Annotated in this window: 20 protein-coding genes; 6 read left to right on the forward strand and 14 right to left on the reverse strand. The window is 37.0% G+C overall.

Going from position 1 to position 23,084, the window contains the following annotated elements:
• Positions 1-241 precede the first annotated feature (241 nt).
• Positions 242-898, reverse strand: coding sequence for a helix-turn-helix transcriptional regulator (locus tag PMAL9190_RS11655; RefSeq protein ID WP_087845350.1), 657 nt, complete (start codon positions 896-898; stop codon positions 242-244).
• 240 nt (positions 899-1,138) lie between these two features.
• On the reverse strand, positions 1,139-1,339 hold the full coding sequence (locus PMAL9190_RS11660) for a hypothetical protein (RefSeq protein WP_060997205.1): 201 nt from the start codon (positions 1,337-1,339) through the stop codon (positions 1,139-1,141).
• Between the two features lie 624 nt (positions 1,340-1,963).
• On the opposite strand from PMAL9190_RS11660, the gene pdxY reads away from it, so the two are divergent.
• Positions 1,964-2,821: a pyridoxal kinase PdxY gene (pdxY, locus tag PMAL9190_RS11665; RefSeq protein WP_087845351.1), complete on the forward strand. Its 858-nt coding sequence runs from the start codon at positions 1,964-1,966 to the stop codon at positions 2,819-2,821.
• An 82-nt stretch (positions 2,822-2,903) separates the two neighbouring features.
• Here pdxY and PMAL9190_RS11670 read toward each other — a convergent pair whose 3' ends face one another.
• The 6 genes from PMAL9190_RS11670 to PMAL9190_RS11695 form a co-directional block, all read right to left on the reverse strand.
• Positions 2,904-3,683 carry an ABC transporter permease gene (locus PMAL9190_RS11670; RefSeq protein ID WP_087845352.1) on the reverse strand — a complete coding sequence of 260 codons (780 nt, stop codon included), beginning with the start codon at positions 3,681-3,683 and terminating at the stop codon, positions 2,904-2,906.
• A 5-nt stretch (positions 3,684-3,688) separates the two neighbouring features.
• Positions 3,689-4,306 (reverse strand): ABC transporter ATP-binding protein, encoded by a 618-nt coding sequence (locus PMAL9190_RS11675; RefSeq protein ID WP_087845353.1) that lies wholly within the window; start codon positions 4,304-4,306, stop codon positions 3,689-3,691.
• Positions 4,307-4,546: 240 nt separating this feature from the next.
• Positions 4,547-4,756, reverse strand: coding sequence for a transcription antiterminator/RNA stability regulator CspE (gene cspE / locus PMAL9190_RS11680; protein ID WP_087845354.1), 210 nt, complete (start codon positions 4,754-4,756; stop codon positions 4,547-4,549).
• Positions 4,757-5,229: 473 nt separating this feature from the next.
• The gene (locus PMAL9190_RS11685) at positions 5,230-7,218 is read right to left on the reverse strand and encodes a bifunctional metallophosphatase/5'-nucleotidase (protein WP_087845355.1); all 1,989 of its coding nucleotides are present in this window, start codon (positions 7,216-7,218) and stop codon (positions 5,230-5,232) included.
• Between the two features lie 156 nt (positions 7,219-7,374).
• On the reverse strand, positions 7,375-8,778 hold the full coding sequence (locus PMAL9190_RS11690) for a cytochrome c peroxidase (RefSeq protein WP_087845356.1): 1,404 nt from the start codon (positions 8,776-8,778) through the stop codon (positions 7,375-7,377).
• Between the two features lie 366 nt (positions 8,779-9,144).
• Positions 9,145-10,986, reverse strand: coding sequence for a hybrid-cluster NAD(P)-dependent oxidoreductase (locus PMAL9190_RS11695; RefSeq protein ID WP_087845357.1), 1,842 nt, complete (start codon positions 10,984-10,986; stop codon positions 9,145-9,147).
• A 185-nt stretch (positions 10,987-11,171) separates the two neighbouring features.
• On the opposite strand from PMAL9190_RS11695, the gene PMAL9190_RS11700 reads away from it, so the two are divergent.
• On the forward strand, positions 11,172-11,744 hold the full coding sequence (locus tag PMAL9190_RS11700; protein ID WP_087845358.1) for a cytochrome b/b6 domain-containing protein: 573 nt from the start codon (positions 11,172-11,174) through the stop codon (positions 11,742-11,744).
• A gap of 67 nt (positions 11,745-11,811) precedes the next feature.
• On the opposite strand, the gene PMAL9190_RS11705 is transcribed toward PMAL9190_RS11700, so the two are convergent.
• Positions 11,812-12,681, reverse strand: coding sequence for a LysR family transcriptional regulator (locus PMAL9190_RS11705; RefSeq protein ID WP_087845359.1), 870 nt, complete (start codon positions 12,679-12,681; stop codon positions 11,812-11,814).
• A gap of 171 nt (positions 12,682-12,852) precedes the next feature.
• On the opposite strand from PMAL9190_RS11705, the gene PMAL9190_RS11710 reads away from it, so the two are divergent.
• Both PMAL9190_RS11710 and PMAL9190_RS11715 read left to right on the forward strand, forming a co-directional pair.
• Positions 12,853-13,254 (forward strand): lipocalin-like domain-containing protein, encoded by a 402-nt coding sequence (locus PMAL9190_RS11710; RefSeq protein WP_087845360.1) that lies wholly within the window; start codon positions 12,853-12,855, stop codon positions 13,252-13,254.
• A 36-nt stretch (positions 13,255-13,290) separates the two neighbouring features.
• Positions 13,291-14,481, forward strand: coding sequence for an MFS transporter (locus tag PMAL9190_RS11715; RefSeq protein WP_087845361.1), 1,191 nt, complete (start codon positions 13,291-13,293; stop codon positions 14,479-14,481).
• A gap of 117 nt (positions 14,482-14,598) precedes the next feature.
• On the opposite strand, the gene PMAL9190_RS11720 is transcribed toward PMAL9190_RS11715, so the two are convergent.
• From PMAL9190_RS11720 to katG, 3 genes are all read right to left on the reverse strand, one after another.
• Complete coding sequence (locus PMAL9190_RS11720) at positions 14,599-15,363, reverse strand: TerC family protein (RefSeq protein ID WP_087845362.1); 765 nt, start codon at positions 15,361-15,363, stop codon at positions 14,599-14,601.
• A gap of 391 nt (positions 15,364-15,754) precedes the next feature.
• Entirely contained in the window at positions 15,755-16,762 is a 1,008-nt protein-coding gene (locus PMAL9190_RS11725) for a transposase (protein ID WP_087845438.1), read from the reverse strand.
• A gap of 179 nt (positions 16,763-16,941) precedes the next feature.
• Complete coding sequence (gene katG / locus PMAL9190_RS11730) at positions 16,942-19,125, reverse strand: catalase/peroxidase HPI (protein ID WP_087845363.1); 2,184 nt, start codon at positions 19,123-19,125, stop codon at positions 16,942-16,944.
• 418 nt (positions 19,126-19,543) lie between these two features.
• Between katG and mltC the strand changes: the two genes are divergently transcribed.
• Positions 19,544-20,674, forward strand: coding sequence for a membrane-bound lytic murein transglycosylase MltC (gene mltC / locus PMAL9190_RS11735; protein WP_087845364.1), 1,131 nt, complete (start codon positions 19,544-19,546; stop codon positions 20,672-20,674).
• 215 nt (positions 20,675-20,889) lie between these two features.
• Here the strand turns inward: mltC and PMAL9190_RS11740 are convergent, their stop codons facing one another.
• Positions 20,890-21,093 (reverse strand): hypothetical protein, encoded by a 204-nt coding sequence (locus PMAL9190_RS11740; RefSeq protein WP_087845365.1) that lies wholly within the window; start codon positions 21,091-21,093, stop codon positions 20,890-20,892.
• Positions 21,094-21,149: 56 nt separating this feature from the next.
• Positions 21,150-22,055, reverse strand: coding sequence for an N-acetylmuramic acid 6-phosphate etherase (gene murQ / locus PMAL9190_RS11745; RefSeq protein WP_200813414.1), 906 nt, complete (start codon positions 22,053-22,055; stop codon positions 21,150-21,152).
• A 92-nt stretch (positions 22,056-22,147) separates the two neighbouring features.
• On the opposite strand from murQ, the gene PMAL9190_RS11750 reads away from it, so the two are divergent.
• The gene (locus tag PMAL9190_RS11750; RefSeq protein WP_087845367.1) at positions 22,148-22,978 is read left to right on the forward strand and encodes a MurR/RpiR family transcriptional regulator; all 831 of its coding nucleotides are present in this window, start codon (positions 22,148-22,150) and stop codon (positions 22,976-22,978) included.
• Positions 22,979-23,084: the final 106 nt, after the last annotated feature.

Here is a 23,084-nt window from a genome sequence, read left to right on the forward strand (position 1 = left end):
AAAGAGACTATTTACCATTAATGCCCGTATAGATGCATTTATCACGCCAAACGATAAATTATTAACTTAACAATATGAAATAATTACACTAACAATTCCAACCTATACTTAATACCTCTAACAACCATTATGACCGACCAATATTTAGACGCATATTGCATAAACGTTTATTAAAAGACCAATACTGTAAGCTACTATTTTCACTTTGATTCAGAGATGAAAATATTTAAGTTATTCATAATTACCGCACATCATGGGTGCGAATTTCTCGTAAATAACGGTAAATAGTATGGATAGATATATCTAACCCTTTTGCCGCAATTTGAGCGCTATCTTTAAGATCAAAAATGCCCAAATCATGAAGTCGTGTCACTATTTCTCGACTTTTCTTTGATGGTGGAATTGCACTATCTGTAATGACTTGCTCACGCACCGTTTCAATTGAACTATGCATCATTTCATCATTATTTCGAGCAAATGTTTCTGCAGTAACACCATGATCACAATAACCGTCAATGTTTGGCATTAAGCTATGAATCATTGATTGAAAAGGTGCATCTAAATTTAAATTAACACAAAGTAACCCTATTGCTTGGTGCTGTTTATTACGGATCACCGTTGTTAATGAACGCAATGTCTTACCATTAGGTGACTTGGTTATATAAGCTTTAGATACATCTTGTCCTTCATTTAATTTTACTAATGCAATATTAGTGATGGGTGCGCCTACTTCACGTCCCGTAATATGTCCATTTGCAATTTTCATAATTGACGGATTACGCGAATCTAAACAATGTAGCAATACTTCAGTATGCTCTCCCCACATCGCCGCAATACCATCAACAATATTTTCCATTGCGTGAAGGATGTCATAATCACTCTCTGTCAACTCATGCATTTTTTCTACCTTATTTAAACTCAAAACTATTTAATGAGTTTTATTATCTTAACAAGTTTTAAGCAGACATAATATCAATGATTACAGTATTAGTATGTTTCGTTCCTATGCGTTAGCTTTACTGTCTATAAGTAAGATTCAGAATAATATAGATATAAAAAATCCCGACCTAGGCCGGGATTTTTTATTTAATCATGGAAAAATAATAGCACTCGCTAATATTTAACTCATTAATTAAATTTAGATAAAGCGAATTTTAACTGCTTTAAGCTTATTACTTGAATCATCTAACGTAAATTCAACCATACTACCTGATGATGGCTGTGAACGACTGCAAACTTGAGATGCATCGAAACGAATATCGCCACCAAGATCGCTAGTAATTAAACCAATTTTTTCAATTGGGTTGAAGCTACGAATAATACCTGTTTGTGAAGTCATAGTTTATATTTCCTTTACGCCCAAATATTGCTTTTATAATTAGCATTTATATTTGAGGCTATCAATTTGAGTTTAAATAGTTTTATACCAAGCAATTAATTTACCTTGGTATAGAGCTTTACTCATTGACCTACTACTTCTTAACTATAAGATCACCCTTCTTATAGCTTTGCACTGCTACAACGTTTGCAACATAAACGAATAACAATGATTAGAAATGACATTGTGGTTTTATTTAAAACACATTAGGTCTGAGCAACAGACGGAGCGAACATTAACGCCAAATTTTGATACTGTAAATATTTTTTTTATAAAAATTGATGAAAAATTGTGGATAACCACTGAACAAACTCACAACAACATGTTTTAAAACAAAAAAAATCAAAAACAAAAAATCAAAACAAACACGTTAATCGTTTAAAAAACACACAAAAAACCAATAAAACACATTCCAATTACATTGTTTGTTGTCTTTATTTAGCAGTGATAAGAATTTGTACTTATTTGTCGAACAATAAATAGTCTGCATTTTTGCAAGGAATAATTACGATATAAAATGATTAGGTTTCTAATCTCAGCGCATGTAAAGTATACCAATATATACGATAGTTTTAAGGAACCTCGATGAAAGGTATTCTATCAATACAGTCACATGTTGTTTACGGTCACGCTGGTAATAGTTCTGCAGTATTTCCTCTTCAGCGTATGGGGTTTGAAGTGTGGCCACTACATACCGTACAATTTTCTAACCATACTCAATATAAGCAAGGTTGGACAGGTAAAGCCTTTCCAGCAACAGACTTAATTGATCTTATCAAAGGCATCAACAACATTGATCAGCTTAAAAACTGTGAAGCAGTCCTTACCGGATATCAAGGTAGTGCTGATCAATGTTTAGCCATTATTGATACAGTTAAAATGGTAAAACAACACAACCCTGATGCTATTTATATTTGTGATCCTGTGATGGGTGATCCAGAAAAAGGTTGTATTGTCGCTGATGGTATCTCTGAACACCTTATCAAGGATGTCATGCCACTAGCAGATGTTATTGTTCCAAATCAATTTGAACTTAGTCAGTTTGTTGGAATGACAATTAATACATTAGATGATGCGGTTAAAGCTTGTCAGCATGCATTAACATTAGGACCTAAAATGGTACTAGTGAAACATCTTCATAGTTTATCATCTGATAAATTCTCAATGATGCTAGCAACCAAAGAGGGTTGCTATTTAGCTCAACGTCCACATTTAGCATTTGATAACCAGCCTGTTGGTGTTGGTGATCTTATTTCATCACTCTTTACCGGTGGTTTACTAAAAGGCTGGACAGCAGAACAAGCGTTTGAACATGCCCACAATGCTTGCTATGCCGTATTAAAAGAAACCCATCGTCGCGGTGAATGGGAATTACAAACCATTGCTGCTCAAGATGAAATTGTTGCGCCAACTGAAATTTTCCCAATCACTGAAATTAAATAATACCGCCTTTCTAATAACCAATAACAAAGCAGCCTCGCGCTGCTTTGTTATTTTTACTCTACTCATTTTCTCACAACAAAAATTACAGCACATTACCATAGGCATCAAATGAACGCCGATTAACAATGGTTAATGTCGTTGCCACTGACAGCACACCTGATACAAAAATTGCTACCATAATCACTAACTGATATTTAACCGCAACCAATGGCATCGCTCCACCTAAAATCTGACCTGTCATCATACCGGGTAAACTGACAATACCTAATGTCGCCATTGATGCTAACTGTGGCGCCAGTGCTGCTTTAAAAGCGGTTCGTATAAAAGGTTGAGCTGGATGTGGTGCTCCCAGCGTTAAATAATATTGATACTCGTGATGATTTTCTTTAAGCAAACACCCCCAACGCGATAACGCCAATACATTTGCCGTTAAGCTATTACCCAATAACATCCCTGCAATAGGGATCATATATTGTGCTTGCCACCATGGTGAAACTTGAATAACACCCGCAAGTAACGCTGGTAATGCCACCGATAACGCGACAAATTGTCCACAAATAACCGCAGGTAGAACGCGTTTTAAGTTAACCTCAGATCGTTTACAAATAGTATAACTGGCAAACAGTGCCATCACCGTTAACCAAACGACATTAAGGCCAATACTCTGCCAGCCAAATAAGGTGTGTAAATAAATACCGACTACAGAAAGTTGTAATGTCATTCGCAGTACAGATGTGATCATTGTACGACTCAATCCGAGCTGCCAGCGCTGGAATAACACTAATGGAATCAATAATAATAAGTAAAAACCAGCCATTGCTGACCAGTGTAAATCGAGAGAGTGAGTGATCGCTGTGCTCATGGGGTCTATTCCTGTTCTCTATCCATGTTGTAAACCTTATCTGCTGTCGCAAGCCATAAAGGATCATGAGATACCGAAATACAAATAACGTTTAATGAGGCTATTAACTCAATGATGGTATTACGTGCAGCAGGATCTAAGGCTGAGGTTGGTTCATCCATTAACCACACAGGCCGCTGCATCAACACTGCACGTGCAATTGCTAAGCGTTGTTTTTCACCTCCAGACAAGATTGCAACCGGCCTATCAAGGGCAGTCTTTAATCCTGCTCGTAATAATGCTTGCTCACAATCTTGCCTTGATGGCTTCGCCACTACTGATGACATTGCTTTAAGATCCCAAGCTAATAGTAGTACCTCAAACACAGTTTCAGCTCCCATGACTGCTTGTTGAGGCAAGTAACATATTTGTTGACGCCAAAAAGACAACTGTGCTGCATTAATAGCCTGTTGTTGATAACTAAAGTACCCATGCAAAGGTGGTTTAAGGCCAGCAATCACTTGTAATAAGCTACTTTTGCCACATCCAGATGCACCAGATAAAGCTAAGTGTTGCCCTGCTGATAAAGAAATGGTAAGTGGATTTAATTGAGGATGCTCAAAGCCTGAACGCAATTCAAACATACATAAGCATATTGATTCTACGATAGTGTTGGACGGTAAACTCATCATGAAATAACACAAATATCCGTTAAAAGGAGTGCTATAAGTGTATAAAAACCAGAGAATTACACAAACAATTTGATTTAATAATCGTTATTAGTGTGATCAATAAAGCGCGGAAAAAAGAGTAACAACCTAAAATTTAAATAAAAAAATACCGACATAATGTCGGTATTTTACAAACTTTAACGGCAAAGCAAATTAGATAGCTTCAACGTTTGCAGCTTGAGGACCTTTCTGGCCTTGTTCTACTTCAAAAGACACTTTTTGGCCTTCAGCAAGAGTTTTGAAGCCTTCACCAGCGATAGCACGGAAGTGAACGAATACGTCAGCGCCGCCGTTGTCTTGAGTGATGAAACCGAAACCTTTCTCTTCGTTAAACCACTTAACGATACCAGTTGATTTAGACATGACAGTCTCCAATATTGTATTAAATAATTCGCAAAATTGCGTAATGTAGCCAGAAAAAGAATTATTTATGTTATAGCTTATGAGTGGAAAGCTTCATGACACTGGTAAAGCGTTACAGAGAAAGTTTTCTAAAACATAATGTTACATATAAATAGGTCTGAATTACAGGCCGAGGTCTATAGTAATGAAATTGATTCGATTGTATAGCCTTTTTTTTAATATTTAACGGTCTAAAAACAATAATTTTTTTTATTACTTATCATTCAAGACATTACATTTAAAAAAATAGTATGTATGGCGATTATAATTTAGAGCAACACACTGAAACTGTTCATTTTTTATCAATTTATACCGTATATCAGCACCATATATTACGTTAAATAAAATATAACTCGATTTTCATTTTTAATGGCACTAAATAGAAAAGAGCAACACAGTTAATATGTTGCTCATTATATTTGATTCGATAGTTATTATTTATTAGTAATACGATCGAACGTTACAACAGAATATGTCAATGGTACTAATTGCTGACGATCCTGCGCGACATAATCAATAAAAGCTTGAGCGTCGGTATTACATATCGTATTAGCAGCTTTACAATTTGGCGCTGCGCCTTGATAGTTCACTTGATATTTGTCGCCTACTTTTTCGATATTATTAACTTTAAATCCAGTAAGCTTGCCATCAACATAAGCAAGATCTACACGCCCAGAATGGTTTTTCTGTGCTTGATATAATGGCGTCCAACCATCATTTCCGGTTGCGTTATAATTGTTAATAGCAACATTGTACGTTTTGTTATCTTGAATAGGTGTCCAAACAGGATGCTGCTCAGTACCGGTCATTACCTCTACATTACTAAGCTTACCGGCTTTATGCGCTACGGTTTCTGTAAAGTTATAACGAATATGACCACCATACGGGAACTTGCCTGCATGAGAACCCTCAGGAAGCGTCGCTGTAACCGTTTGTTGCAATAGTTGCTTAATCACCGCGCCTTTTACTGGAACAACTGACATAAAATTAGAAAACGGTAATAGCTCTAAAGATATGTTACCTTCTCGATATTGTCCGGCTTCAATATTAGTACGAATACCACCTGCACCGATCAAAGAGAAATCCACTTTCATACCAGTGACTTTTTGTACTTGAGGCTCATTTGCCCAATAATATTGTCCTTCTGCAATTAATGGTGCAACGTCTGAACCGTGATTATCACTACCACGATCGCCTGGACGACGTTCGTGTTTAATTTCTAGAGGGACTTGAGCAATGGTCTTTCCATACGCTTTATCAACCGCAGGCTTATATTTGCTATCAATACGCTGACGTAATAAAACATCTTCATCAGCTATCGTGATTTTCTCGTGATTATCAATAAACTGTTCTACGCGTATCGTTTCTACAGGACTAAATTTATCTTTTTTGCTTCGATCTGCATGATGATAAAATTCATCATTACTTAGCAATGTATTATGCCCTACACATTGAGTCACATCGCCTTTTGCATCAAAACTAACATTTACTCGACCAATCGCTTGTGCATATTCTCCCGCTTGAACAACACAAGTTTCAGATTTACCGTCAGGGTTCTTTACCATCTGGGCGTATATGCCATTATTATTTAAGCCTAAATCAGTAAAGTCACCTAATAATGTATGTGAATGTCCACCAACAATTAAATCGATACCATTCACTTTTGATGCAACATCTAAATCAACGGCGTTACCGATATGGGTTAAAGCAATAATATTATCAATCCCTTTGCTTTGTAGCATATCGACTGTCGCTTGCGCCGTTTTCACCATATCATTAAATTTAACGTCTCCCGTATTAGGCGCAATATTTGGCATGTTATCAAGTGCTAAACCAAATACAGCAACAATGTTTTTATCTTTTGGTAACTGATTAATATCTTTGACAATTGTTTTTTTATTACCATCAAAAGCAAATACTTGGTAAGGCCGTAAATTGGTTTGATTTTTCAGAGCGGCATCTTGACTGGTATCAATATTGGCCGCTAACACAGGGAAATTAACACTACTAATAAAAGCATTAAGTTTTTTATTATTTAAATCAAATTCATGATTACCTAATGCCATAGCATCTAAGCCCATTTTACTGAGCATATCCGCATTCATTGCACCATGGTTTAACTTAAAATAGGCACTGCCTTGCCATGCATCGCCGCCATGTAAAAACAATAAACTTTGATCTTCTTGCTTAGCTTCGTTTTTATATTCCTTCGCCATCGTTTGTAGGCGAGGATAGCCACCAAATTCATTATAGACACGTGTACCATCAGCTTTAAAGCTTGACTTCACTGGGTCAAAATTAGAGTGGGTATCATTAATGTGAGCAACCGTCAGTGAAAATGGTTGATGCTGAACAGCAGGTGGTGTTGCACAACCAGAAAGCGCTAAAGCGATAGATAATGCGATAAGTGGCTTATTAAACATGGGTGATCCTTACTTGATGGTAATCGTTTGCGCCGCAAGCATACTCCACATCAAATACCTTTTCAGCAGCATGTATCAAAATATTGTTCTTTTAAATGACTTATTTGTTTCGAATTAATGCAAAAACGGCTTCTTTAATAAGAAGCCGTTTCTATTTTATTGGAGTAATTTACCGTTATATTCGCCTGTCAGTGTTTTTAAATAAGCCGTGATTTTATCGACCTCATCTTGAGTTAACTTCACACCGACTTGGTACTGCGCCATATCAGCGACTGCTTGTTCTAACGTTTGTGCACTCGCATCATGAAAATAAGGCGCTGTTAAAGCAACATTACGTAATGTTGGGACTTTAAAACGATGCATATCATTTTCATCTTTAGTCACGTTATAGCGACCGTTATCGACATTTGATACATTACCTCGATCGTCAAAATAATCGTCTTTAAGTCCCATAACTTCAAACGTCAAACCACCCATCGCTTCACCAGTATGACAAGTTTGGCACTTATTTTGTTTAAACAGTGCATAACCTTGTTGCTCTTCTGCTGTTAACGCTGTTTTATCACCTTTTAAGAACTTATCAAAACGGCTGTTTGGCGTCACTAATGTCTTTTCAAATTCAGCAATAGCATCCGTAATACTATGTTCTGTAATACCTTTTGGATAAATAGCATCAAACTGCGCTTTTAATGCGGTATCTTGATCTAACTTACCAATAATTTGTTGCCAAGATACTGCACCCATTTCTAATGGATTTAGTGGTGGACCACCAGCCTGAGCTTGAAGATCATCTGCTCGACCATCCCAGAACTGATGAATATTAAATACCGAATTAAACACCGTTGGCGCATTAATTGGGCCTTTTGCTCCATTAATACCAGTCGAGGTATTCAAATTATCAACACCACCAGTATCTAAACTATGACATGATGCACAAGAAATAGTGTTGTCACCCGATAAACGAGTATCGTGATAAAGCACTTCACCTAGCTTAACTTTTGCTTCATTCACTGCAAATGTAGTTGAAATTGGCTGTACTGCATCATATTTAAATTCAGCACTAACCTTTGGATCTGCATAATATTTGCTACGCTCAGACTTCACCCATCTCAATAATGTTTCAGTGTTCTCTTTTGATAAATCTGAACGCCAATGCATTAATAAATATTGCTTAGGTGGCATAGCATGATCAACTAGTACCGACTCCAACTTCGCCAGTTCAACCTCAGAGATAGGCTGATTATTCTGAACCTGTTGCATTAATGCTGTAATGTTAAATTGGCGTTGTGCTTTTTTAATATCATGCTCCATCAACTGCTTAGCCACCGGCATATCAGCATAAAATGGCATTTTACTATCGGTAGTATGGCAATACTGACAGCCTTTTTCATTGAACAGTTGAAAGGCTTCTTTTGAAAGTGGATCTGCTTTAGCCAAATTCGCTTGCGAAAGATTGTGTTGAATTAAATTTTTATCGCCTTGATCGACTGCATATACCGTTGCTAAATAACCGACTAAACCAGCACTAATTGCACACGCTAGATATGTTGTCTTTCTCATGAAAATTCCCTATGAAAATATTTTGGAAGAAAATAATCGCTCGCAAGGAATAATTCAAAACGAAAAAAACGTACACTTTCATAGATAAATTCGATTAGGTGCTGTTCCCCTCATAGAAAATTAAAAATAAACCATAAATAACAATTAGATAGAAAATCAATAAAAATAATTAGCGAGAGATATAGCAAAATTTAACTTATGCCTTTATTGTTCTAGATCAATTTATAAAGCAATCATTATTGAACTTTTGATGAGAATGCTACAAAAGAAAATCATATTTACTATTTTAATCATATTTTCCAACACCTTAAAAAAACAAAAGAACAAAGATGATAATATCAATGTTCTTTTGTATGAAAATAAAACTTACTGAGTGATTTTAAGATCGGTTTTAGGTATACAACAACATGCCAACACTTTACCTTGCTGCCGTTCTTGCGGTAACAATGCAGGTACATCAGGTTGCTCAACTTGCCCCGAGGTTAATGTCACTTTACATACGCCACAAAAGCCAGCTCGACAGCTGTAATTAAGACCAATCCCCGCGGTTTCAGCTTGCTCTAATAATGTTCTTTGGTTATCACCACTAAAAACATGCCCATTGATATTAAGTTTTAGGGTTTGTTTTGGCGTTAATGTTCCACGTAAAGGTCCAAAGGCTTCTTGATGGTAACGTGCTGGAGAAACACCTATTTTTAGCAATAATTTTTTTGCCGCAACCATAAAAGCATCTGGGCCACAAACAAACACTTGGCGCTTATCTAAATCACTGATCATTGCTAAATGACTCAAACTTAAACGGCCAGATTCACCTTGCCAGTCTCGTCGTGGTTGGCTAAGTACAATCCGTAAATCAAGCGATGGATGCATATTTTCAAGTTGATGTAATTCTTGTTGCGAAGGAATATCGGCTTCAGTACTGCATTGATGATAAAACACGACATCGCGAATATTATCATTATCAGATAAGTACCTCAGCATAGAGAGCATCGGTGTAATACCACTTCCTGCTGACAGTAATAATAATTTATCGGTATGAACACCTAGATGAAAGTCGCCATTAGGCTTGTCAGCAACCAATACATCCCCAACTTGGAAATATTGGTGTAACCAGTTAGAGACACGACCATCATCGATACGTTTGACCGAAATAGCATAACGTCCTGGTCGAGAAGGACTCGATGAGAGCGTATACCTGCGTGATATAAACTCACCATTAATTTCAAGTTGTAACGGCAAATGTTGGCCAGGTAAATAAGTCGGTAACGGTGATTGTTGATGTGATTCCAACCAAAACGTTGTGAAATCAGCGGCAATGTCTTCTCGTTCAACACAAGTAAGTTGCAACTTCGTGGCTATATTATCGGCATACACTGGTTTGGGTTGTGTTTCTAGTATTTCGATTTCATCACCAGCACGAATAATACCTTCATTAATCGCCACTAAATTTTGACCAAAAAACACTTCACCCTGTTCATCAGCACGAAAAGTTGCCATGGTTTTTAAGGGTTCTTTAAGTGGACTAAATTCTCCCGTTAGAGGGTCAACTGTCGTCAAAATGCAACGCGCACACGGTTTGACAGCTTTAAACTCCACCTCACCAATACGGATCCGCTTCCAGCTATCTTCTGCAAAAGCGTCAGTATTAGACACTACTAAATTAGTTCGAAACTGTGCCATTGTGTGCTGCTCACTGCTACGCTCATTTAACGCTGCTAATGATGCTTCACTGATAATCAATAGTGGATAACCGTCAGCAAAACTAACGTTATGTCCAATTTTAGGTCGTACTCGCTGAGATTGTTGACCACAAAAAAGTAACTGTACTGAATGACCAATAATGTCACTGAACCATTGGTTGGCTATTACCGTGGTTGTATGAGCATTAAAATTATCATTCCAGACCGTGGCTGCTGCCTCTTTCATATCAAAATCAGCATACTGTAAAACAAGATCGGCTTTATTTGGATATTGCAGCACTAACCCTGTCATGGTCAATGTTGCATTAATTTTAACCATTTGGGGATATTTACGCGCAGTGATCATCGCACCATCATCACTAGCGACCATAAAACGTCGATCAAACGCCAGCCCTTGTTTTTCAACCCAGGCTTGAGATTGAGTTAACGCCGCAATCGATTTCACGGGATAAACATGTATATGTGATAATGTTGGTATTGTTAAGGATTGGCTCACGGTGATCTCCATACACAGAAACATTCCTAATAAATTCGATCCAATTATTTAACATTTATCGCAAAATAAACAGCCAATAGTTTATTTATGAATAATTATTTTGCTTAGTAGTGGCAAATTATTACGCATACAAAACCATTAGTTATGCTAGATTTATAGCATTTATTATTCCATCCTAATCCCCTCTTGGAGACGATATGCCCCTTTTACGATCCTTTTGGCACTACATTGTTCATTACTTTCCTAATGTAGGGTTACGCCACCTACACACAACCCTTGCAGGATTAATTATTCTGCAAATATTAAACAGTAATCTAGTTCACATGACTCATACTGGTGCAGTAAAAGCTGGTATGTTTAATACACTATTTTTATGGGTACATATTGTTTTAGGATCGTTAACAGTACTTGCGACAATTGGCATGATTATTTTCATGTTAACCAAACAATCTTTTAAACAATTCTTTCCTTATCTTTTCGGGGAAAATGCTATTTTAAAAGACGATCTCAAGCAGATTTTAAAAGGCAAGTTACCAGAGCCTCGTGAACAGGGCCTGGGTAATGTTATTCAAGGGTTAGGTATTGGTGCATTAATCTTAATTGAAGCTGCGGCATTAATCTGGCTTGTGCTGTGGCTCAATCACTCCCCTTATGCCAACGATGCACGTGAAATTCATAAATCACTAACAGGTTTAATCGAAGCTTATTTAATTGGCCATGGTGGTATGGCACTACTGCACTTCTTCATTGAACGTAAGCGTTTTCAATAGTCACTTAGCGATCACAAAGAGTTAGCCATTGTGGCTAACTCTGACAAACTTCAATTGATTGATTAAACTAATGATACTTAGTAAACAATTGCGACAGAGTATCTAATACCATTTGAATACGTGCGCTATGAACAATATCAGCATGTGTGACTAACCAGATATCATAGTGTGCGTTGAAGTCTTTTTCAGGAAAAATCGGCACGAGATTATCAATATCTGCCATAAATTTAGGCAAAAATCCAATCCCGACCCCATTCTTTATTGACGTCCTTAATAATAAACTACTGTCTGCAAGCAGTGCAATTTTTGCTTTATCGATAGCTAAACCAAACAACCTATCTGGAGATTTATCTATCATAGGAGCGTGAACGATCAAATCTAAACCAGCCAAAGAATCTGATGTTTTTGGGTAGCCATGTTGATGCAAGTATTCACTACTCGAATAGAGCCCCATTGGTGAGGTTAAAAGTAATTTTGTCACTAATCCTGGCGTTTCTGGACGAATATTTCTGATTGCAATATCAATATTATGTTGCGTCATATCCCGTAGTGTCGTCGTGACATCAAGCTTAATACGAATTTCAGGCGCAGACGTTCTCAGCTGCTTTATAGCTGAAATAATAAAATCAATGGCAATGGAATCGGTAGTCGAAAGAGTGATATCACCTTTTAACTGCTGATCAAAACCTTTAACTTTATTTTGCAAGATTAATGCAGCTTGCTCCATTTCAATAGCCGCTAAAAACGCTTGATAGCCCGCAGGCGTAAACTCATAACCTTTATTGCTTCTAATAAACAACTGACACTTGAGTGAGTTCTCTAAAATAGCAATGCGCCTGCCAACAGTGGCTTGATCGACGTATAGCTGTTGCGCGGCTTTGCGTAAGGTTTTTTCTCGTCCTAATGCGAGGAGATATTGTGTGTCATCCCAATTCATAGTGTGCTGCAGATTTGTTGATATATAGAGAGATTATCGCAGCATTTTTATCATGCTACTTCATTTATTATTCCGTTGTTCAAAAAAAGTGTTTAATAAAATCAGTGAGTCTAGATAAATACTCACTTTGTTTTATTTTTTGGTTATTTCTTTTTTGTATTCGAGGTTAGGATGAAAAGTATTATTGGTGCATGGGATTTATTGTCTTTTAAACACACAGTAATAGAGACAGGTGTTGAGTCTAATATTATGGGAGATAACCCTTGCGGACGGATTATCTTCACCAATGACGGCTTTGTAAGTGTATTTATATCAAAACAAGGTCGAGAAAAATTTAATAAAGATAATGAAAATCTGTATAAAACCATGATGGCATATATGGGTAAATACACTTTAGATGGTGATAAGTGTAACTTTTATATTGATAGAACATGGAACCCTGATTGGATGGATATAATACTACAACGTCAAATTTCTTTCGAAGGCGATACATTAGTTATTACTACCCTGCCGCAAATTGGTATTGATGGAAAATTAAGCACCGCCAAATTAACATGGAACAAAAGTAAATAATTAACGCAATTATTCATATCAAGACTGGAAATAATAATGAACGTTTTATTATATAATCAAAAGAAAGTCGCTTTGTTTTTAATTATATCAATATCATTCTTAATGGGCATCGCGATTGATATTTATGTGCCGTCTTTGCCAAAAATTTCATCTTATTATCATACGTCAATAAAATACGCTGAACTGAGTATCTCACTATATTTATTAGGATATGGATTAGGTCAAATTGTACTTGGTATTTTATCTGACACTTATGGGCGTAAGCGAATATTTATATTCTCATCGTTACTCTTTTTAGTAGCGAGCATTCTATGTACAATAGTGAATGGGATGTTTGAGTTCAATTGCTTACGTTTCATTCAAGGTGTAGCTATCGCTGGATTAGCTTCAGGGATGAGAGCAATCATTGTTGATTTATTCTCTGGGTTAGAACTTAAGAAAATGGCGAACTATTTTGCCTTAAGTTGGGCGTTGGGGCCGATTGTAGCACCATTTATCGGTGCTAATTTATCCCATTATCTAGGATGGAAAGCGAATTTCTATTTGTTCGCTGTCTATGTGGTTGTTATTTTGTTTGTGTGTACAACATTATTTAAAGAATCAAACAAAAACTTAGTACCATTAAAGATAACTCATATTAAAAATAGTTTTGTTGAAATGATCTCACATAAGACATTTTTATTATTAAGTATTATTTATGGTCTAAGTTATAGCTCTGTTTTAATTTTTAATACGGCTGGTCCTTATTTATTAGAAGTCAGCATGAAATACACGATATTAGAATATGGTTATATCGCTATGCTGCTAGGGTGTGGTTATTTTGTAGGTACAATTATAAACCGCATGCTTATTGTTAATTATAATAATGAACATATTCTAAAGTTAGGGGTAACACTAGCGATTATTACAGCATTGGCAATGCTAGTGATGGTGAATTTCTATCATAATATTTATATGATCATTATACCGCTGTTGCTAATGTTTTTATTTGTCGGTTTGATTGTGCCAAATGCGATCGCAATAACCATGACGATTTTTCCTGAAAAGGCAGGATTTGCGACCTCATTATGCGGCACGATTGTCGGTATTATCGTGTTTGCTGTGACATCGTTCATTAGTGGTATCAATATGTCATCGGTAACATTAGCTGTTAGTTATGTCGTTGTATTTATGATTGTTTACGGACTAAAAGTATGGGTATTTAATAAAAGCAATCCTGACATTTAGTAATCAATCAATAACACTATTCATGGTTTACAATAGCGTTAACTCTCAATATATCGCTAGAATGGTATTTTAAAGCGAAAAAAGCAGAGCTCAAAGCTCTGCTTTCTTATTTGAGGCTTACTTCGCTTTGATTGCCCAACCGCATTGTTGTGGATAAACACGTTTAATTATTTTCTTGTTCTGCTTCTTAAGCAAAATATGACAAGTTTCGATAATTAAACCAAAAGCCATTGCGAAATACACATATCCTTTGTTCAAGTGAATTGCAAAACCTTCAGCCATTAACATACCGCCTAACATCACTAAGAACAGTAGTGCTAATGTTTTCAATCCAGGATAACGCATCACATAATCGTTAATTTTCTCAGCACATAGCACCATAATGACCGCTGACGCTAAAATAGCCGCAACCATCAAAGGTACTTCGCTGGTTAAACCAACCGCAGTGATTACTGAGTCCATTGAGAATACCGCATCAACTGCGACAATCTGCAATAACACTAACGCAATACTAGCTCTTACTGTACTTGTTTGTTGCTGATAAGTATGGCTGAAGCACATCCATAATTCTTTTAAGCTTTTAGCTAATAAGAATGCACCACCGCCGATCATGATTAAATCACGACCACTAAAGTCATAATTAAACAGATTAACTAATGGTTGGGTTAATGACATTACCCAGCTAATAGAGAACACTAAACCGATACGTGCAGCGACTGCTAACGCGATACCGAGGTTACGGGCCATTTTACGCTGATGTAATGGTAAACGTTCACAAAGTACAGAAATGAATACTATATTATCGACACCTAATACCACTTCAAGTGCAAATAGGGTCGCAAATATCATTAACGCTTCAGGTTGAAGAAATAACTCTAGCATTGAACAAACTCCATAGAAGAGGAGTTAGGAATTAAAGAACAACTCGTGGGGTCGTCCATATGTGTTTTTATACCTCAATAAAATAATTTAAGTGTATTTGAGCAATAAAATCGAAAAATGAAAACACAACAAGTGTAAGTAAATGTAATGGGTTTTAATTGGTTCAAAGTCATTTGGAAGCAAGTCATTTGGACAGCCAGATCTTTTTGTTCTTAAATAGCTCTACCAAAAAGCAAACTATTCAACCTTAAACAAACTCTTCTACTATAAAAATTGCAGCTTATTATTTATATTCTTAGTTAAAACAATGTGATTTCCATATTTCACGGTCAACAACACCCACAATCCTAATGGTTATTGCGGTACTTCATTTTGTTACAAGCAACTATCTCTATTTAGGGTGTAATTGATGGCTCGCCGACTTTCCTTTACACCAATGCCCACCTGCATGTTGCTTAAAAGCGCACATTCGGGACCATTTCCCACTGACATTAGCATAACGTTCCATAAATTGTTCGCTATGCTCTAGCCAAGCATCAGGACTTATTCCCAATTGCTGTAAAATCTTGGGTTGACTCGATGATACAAAGCCTTTTTTATCATTGCGAATGCAGCGACCTGTCCAGTCAATCAGTTCAAGGTAATCAGCAAAGGCAAAGTTTATTCCAGCCGTTTTAGCCTGATGTTCAGCACCAACAAAAGGCAATAATTGAAAATGTCCTTTATTTGATGGTGATTGTTTAGCGGAGGTTTTTGGTTGCTGATATTCACGAATGCGTTGTTGAATCGAGGTGAAATCTGATTGCTCTAATGACGGCGTAATGCCAGCCCTGATCGGATTTAAATCAACATACATCATGCACGATAGTAACGCTTGCTCATCCAATAATGCTTGAGATTTAAATCGCCCTTCCCAAAACGCCCCTTTACATTGATCTTCTTTATTAGCTTTACGGGCTATTTCCTCATTAAGACAGCGCATAAACCAGCTAATACTGCCTAATCGTTGCTGCCATTCCGTGACTAAATTTGATAATGCTTGCTGTTTTTCTGTCTCTATTTGGCCATTTTTTAAAAAATCGATCGCAATTGGATGACCATTAAATAACTGCAACCAGCGCGATATTACTGCTTTCGGTGTTAACTTTTGCTGTTGTTCAGTATCTATTTTTAGCACCAAATGATAATGGTTACTCATCACTGCATAAGCACACACATCAATGCAAAACACAGATGCTAATTGTTTGATTTTATTCACTATCCAACCTCGACGATGATGATAGTTTTTGCCGTTATATGGATCATCGCCACATAAATATGCACGCCGTACACAGCGGTTAATCACATGATAAAAAGGCGTGATTTGCGGCTCGATCAATTTTCGTCTTGAGATTGTCATTGGTTTCACCATAAGCAACATGAAGCTTAAGTGTAGTCGCTCATGGTTGATGTGCAAGAATATGGCTGTCCATTGTTCTTCTTTTGGAAATGACAAAATAACGCCCAAAAAAAAGAGGCGCTGATAATCAGCGCCTCTCATTTAATATTATCGAGTAGTGATACTACTGAGTTATAACCTTATTTTTTAAGGTCAAAACGGTCAGCGTTCATTACTTTAACCCATGCATTGATAAAGTCATTAATGAACTTATCTTCAGCATCAGCACATGCATATACTTCAGCGATTGCACGTAGTTGAGAGTTAGAACCAAATACTAGGTCAACACGTGTTGCCATCCACTTCTGCTTGCCAGTCTTACGATCAGTACCTGTAAAGATATCTTGGTCAACAGAGGTTGGTTTCCATACTGTTGCCATATCAAGTAGGTTTACGAAGAAATCATTGGTTAATGTTTCTTTACGGTCAGTGAATACACCGAACTCGCTCGCTTGATAGTTTGTATCAAGAACACGCATACCACCGATTAGCACTGTCATTTCAGGCGCAGTCAAGGTTAGTAACTGTGCACGGTCTAGTAGTAACTCTTCCATTGCAACAGTGTATTTTGCTTTTTCAAAGTTACGGAAGCCATCAGCAATTGGCTCAAGAACAGCGAATGAAGCAACGTCAGTTTGTGCTTGAGTAGCATCAGCACGACCCGCTGCAAACGGTACAGATACATCACGGCCTGCTTTTCTCGCTGCCATTTCAATACCAACACCACCAGCAAGTACTATTAAGTCAGCTAGAGAAATTTCTTTGGCAAAGTTAGCCTTAATTGATTCAAGTACAGTTAATACTTTATCAAGTTGAGCTGGCTCATTCACTTCCCAATCTTTTTGAGGCGCTAGACGAACACGTGCACCGTTAGCACCACCGCGCATATCAGAACCACGGAATGTTGATGCTGATGCCCACGCTGTTGACACAAGCTCACGTACTGATAAACCTGAATCTTCGATTGCTGTTTTTAATGTTGCGATATCTGCATCATTAACAACATCATATTCAACGGCTGGAATAAGATCTTGCCAGATGAATTCTTGAGTTGGAATTTCAGAACCCAAGTAACGTGCACGAGGACCCATATCACGGTGAGTTAACTTAAACCAAGCACGTGCAAATACTGCTGCAAACTCTTCTGGGTTTTCGTAGAAACGACGTGAAATTTCAGCATAAACAGGATCAACACGTAGTGAGATGTCTGTTGTTAGCATTGTACCACGGTGCTTACCTTCACCAAATGCATCTGGATATTCATCACGGCCGTCTTTAGCGATCCATTGATGTGCACCTGCAGGGCTCTTTTCTAGTTCCCACTCATGGCTAAATAAGCTATGGAAGAAACCATTACCCCATTGTGTTGGTGTTGTAGTCCAAGTTACTTCTAAGCCACTTGAAATAGTATCAGCAGCATTACCACAGCCGTAGCTTGAAGACCAACCGAAACCTTGCTCTTCAATACCAGCAGCTTCTGGTTCTGCACCAACGTGAGCGGCATCGCCAGCACCGTGGGTTTTACCAAATGTATGACCACCTGCAATAAGTGCGACAGTTTCTTCATCATCCATTGCCATACGTGCAAATGTTTCACGAATATCATGTGCCGCTAATAGTGGATCAGGATTACCATCTGGACCTTCTGGGTTTACATAAATTAGACCCATTTGAACAGCTGCTAATGGATTTTCTAGATCACGTTGCGCGTCATCTTTCTCGTAACGAGTATCATCAGCTAACCATGTTTTTTCTTTACCCCAGTAAACATCTAACTCAGGTTCCCAGATATCAACACGACCACCAGCAAAGCCGATTGTTTCAAAGCCCATTGATTCTAGAGCAACGTTACCTGTAAGGATAATAAGGTCAGCCCAAGAAATTTTGTTGCCATATTTTTGCTTGATAGGCCAAATTAAACGACGTGCTTTATCAAGGTTAACGTTATCTGGCCAGCTGTTTAATGGTGCAAAGCGTTGGTTACCAGTATTAGCGCCACCGCGACCATCAGAAGTACGGTAAGTACCTGCGCTATGCCAAGCCATACGAACAAAGAAAGGACCGTAATGGCCAAAGTCTGCAGGCCACCAATCTTGTGAATCCGTCATTAAGTCGCGAAGATCTTGCTTAACGGCTTCTAAGTTTAATGTTTTAAATGCTGCTGCGTAGTCAAAATCAGCCCCCATTGGATTTGATTCACTACTGTGTTGATGTAATAAACCTAATTTAAGTTGATTTGGCCACCAATCACTAGGAGAAGTACCATTACCAGGGTTAATCGATGGATTAACAGTTTGTGTATGATTAAAAGGGCACTTTGACATTATTATTATCCTAATTGTTCGTATGATTATTGATAATCACTAAATATCATATTGTTTATAAACATAGTCTAATCAAAAAATATAGTAACGTTCTTTTTATGGATAAATTTAAAATCTAATTACTTAAATTTATCCACTGCTACTACTTAGGCTCGTTCATTTGTTAAACATAATTTATAGCACTCAAAAAAATAAAGACAATATTAGTTTTCTATTACTTCAATAGGTCATACTTATCAAAGTAAAAATATCAATAGATTAAAATAATTTATCGTCACCATTAAAAAATGAACACACAAAATCGCAACGCTTCTGTAAACTAAGCTGTTATTAATCAATCATATTTTCGGGTTAAATATACCCAAATGTCATTGATATTCTCACCGCTTATCATGGATCATAATAATTAGGGATAATAATGAAAAAAGCTTGGCTTGCCGTCGCTAGTTGTTTATTAACCGTATCATGTTCATCACCTTCGACACCTGATTGTATTTATAATTGTGTGCCATCATCGAATGTTGGAAACAATAATCTAAATGGTAATAATAATCATGTCGCTCTTACTGAAGCACAGCGTCTCGCATTACTTAAATATCTTGAGAACCAAGTTAAAAAACAATGGGGAGATGATGATTATTTACAAGCCGGAAAACATCGTTATGTGAAATATTTTGATGGTTATCGAACTCGTGCTCATATTGATTTTGATAATGGTAAAATTTATGTATCTACAGTTGCTAATTATGCGCCACAAGCAACACTTAAAAAAGCGATTGAAGAAACACTATTAATGCCAGCAGATCCATCTCAAGTTGATCTTTTTAGTGATAAATCAATTCCACTAAAGGGTAAACCTTTTTTATTAGGCCAAGTTAAAGATCATGAAAATCAGAATATTCAATGGCCTTGGCGTGCGGGTAAATATGCAGATTATTTAATTGCAAATAAACTTAAAACAAAAAAACTTCAACGTGGCACAGCTTATTATGTTGAAATTAATATGGTCGATGATCATCTTGAACAACGTGAATACCAATATGCTGATCTGATTCGTCAAGCTGCTAAACGTTATGATATTGATGAAGATTTAATTTACGCTATTGTAAAAACAGAAAGCAGTTTTAATCCATATGCTGTCAGTCATGCAGGTGCGTATGGCTTAATGCAAGTTATTCCTAAAACAGCAGGAGCTGATGTATTTAATTTAGTAAAAAATAAACCAGGTATTCCAACTAAAGAGTATTTATTTGATCCGGCGAATAATATTGATACTGGAACGGCTTATTTCTATATTTTAAAAAATCGTTACCTTAAAGAAGTTCAGCACCCAACAACTAAGCACTACACCATGATTTCAGCCTATAATGGCGGGACTGGCGGTGTATTGGCAACATTTGATACTGATAGAAAACAAGCGATGAACGATCTCAATCAATTGCAACCAAATCAGGTATATTGGGCATTAACCAATAAACACCCCAAAGCGGAAGCTCGTCGTTATTTAGAAAAAGTACTTAATTTTCAAAAAGAATTTGAAACTATGTAATTGATAAGTTAGTGAAGCTGCTTAACCGAATAACTCTACATTATAGGAGTTATTCTTTATATAGCAGCTTTAAATATTTCTATATGTAATATTAAGCTATTACTCAAATATAAATTTATTTAAAATAAATAAAGGCTCATTAAGCATAGGTAAGCTTATATTTAAAAACATTGACCTTGATCTTATTTTAATATGACATTGCTATAACAATAAACTTATTGTCTCTGTATACTGTGTTGTACAACTTTTGATGGACAATCTTTTGGAGCATGTATGCTTTTTCTATTAGTATCATTTATTTTATCTGCGCTTGCATTAATAATTTCACTGCGCTTATGTCGATTTAATGATAGTCCTAACCAACCATCAGTAATACGCAACTCCCATAAAAAAAAATATAATAATGTTTTGTAACTCATAAAACACACACCATGTTTTTGGTGTGTGTTTTAAATAATATTAACAATAATATTCGTTAGCGATTTTTTGTAATTACCGACCGAATATAACCATTATTTTGCTGCAAAAGTGCTGTAGCAGTCACGACATCAACTCCTGTCAATATCATTACAATCGCTGTTTTACAGTGGCCCTTTGAGGCTATTAATGCTATTTCTGCTTGTTCACGTTTACAATCTGTAGCCTGCATCACAATCTGCTTTTGACGTTCAACCAATTTAGCGTTGGTTGCTTCAACATCCACCATCAAGTTGCCATATACCTTACCGATGCGGATCATTGCACCTGTGGTTAGCATATTAAGTACTAACTTTTGTGCAGTACCTGCTTTCATGCGAGAAGATCCCGTCACAACTTCAGCACCAACAACAGGAGCGATCACAATATCAGCCGCGGCAGTCATTGGACTTTGTGGGTTACAACTAATGCAAACCACTGTAGCCTTCACTGAACGCGCGTAATTCATCGCACCTAACACATAAGGAGTACGGCCACTTGCAGCAATACCGACGAGAACATCACGCTCTGAAAAATGAATCGCTTGTAAATCTTCAGCGCCCATTTCTGTATTATCTTCCGCATTTTCAACTGCTTTCAAAATAGCTTGATGACCACCAGCAATTAAACCAACGACGAGTTCTGGCGCACTACCATATGTCGGAGGACACTCACTCGCATCAAGAATACCTAACCGACCAGAAGTACCTGCGCCAATATAAATTAACCGACCACCATTTTGAAAAGCAGCTGCGATAGTATCAACAGCTTGCGCAATTGCTGGCAATGTTTGCTCTACAGCTAATGCGACTTTTTTATCTTCATCATTAATAACTTTCAGCATCTCTATCGTAGATAAAGTATCTATCGCTTCACTGGCACTATTACGACTTTCAGTAACTAATTGTGTTAAATCTATTTTCATGATGAGTCTCTAAAATAAAACCATGAGTGGTAACATGATGCTTGGTTATTTTTGTTATGATAGCAGCATCCCCCTCTTTCTAGATAAAGCCTATGACGATTATTGCTAAGATTGCTAATATAAAATCGCAACTATCACCCAGTGCGCAAAAAATTGCCGCCTTAATATTACAACAACCCACAGTCGTTGTGTCATTGTCGTCTCTTCAGCTGGCGCAACAAGCAAAGGTTGGCCAATCAAGCATTGTTAAATTTAGCCAAAAGCTTGGTTTTACAGGCTTTCCTGCTTTTAAAAATGCCATAAAAGAAGAATTAACTCGCCAACAAGCCATAGGTAATGATCCGCTACAATTACAAAATCAAATTAGTGCAAGTGATACTTTAATAACCATTGCCCAAAAATTAGCCCATCAAAAAACAGATGCTATCATTGAAACCACCAATGCCATTGATGAGCAGAACCTTAAAAATATCGTTGCCTTATTTATTAATGCACAGCGTATCCAACTGGTCGGTTTTGGTCACTCAGCAGTAGTAGCTAAAGATTTCAGTGCTAAACTACTCACACTAGGCATGACAACGATTGCTGAACAAGACAGTCAGCTCCAAATTGACATCGCAAATACACTTGGCCCTGACGATATTCAATGCCATATTGCTCATGACGGTAATCATCAGCATGCATTGCTCGCCGCAAACAGTGCAAAAAATAATGAGGCAACAATAATTGCATTAACTTCAACTCATGCCAGTCCATTACGACAACTAGCGCAGTTTACTCTTGATACACTTGCAATCGAAACATCAAGTCTGACTCAACCTCAACCACACAATTATTCACTGGCTTATCATGCAGCACAACAAACGCTAACTGATCTATTATTTATAGCATTGGCGCAACATCCCCAACCTCTTGCGCAATAATGATACGACAGCGATTGTCTATCATTAATAACATAAGCCGTTAATGCTTAAAGTAAGACGCAATATTGCACTAAAAAACGCTAACAATGCATTTTAAGCAATCAAA

Source organism: Photobacterium malacitanum (assembly GCF_900185615.1).
GTDB lineage: Bacteria > Pseudomonadota > Gammaproteobacteria > Enterobacterales > Vibrionaceae > Photobacterium > Photobacterium malacitanum.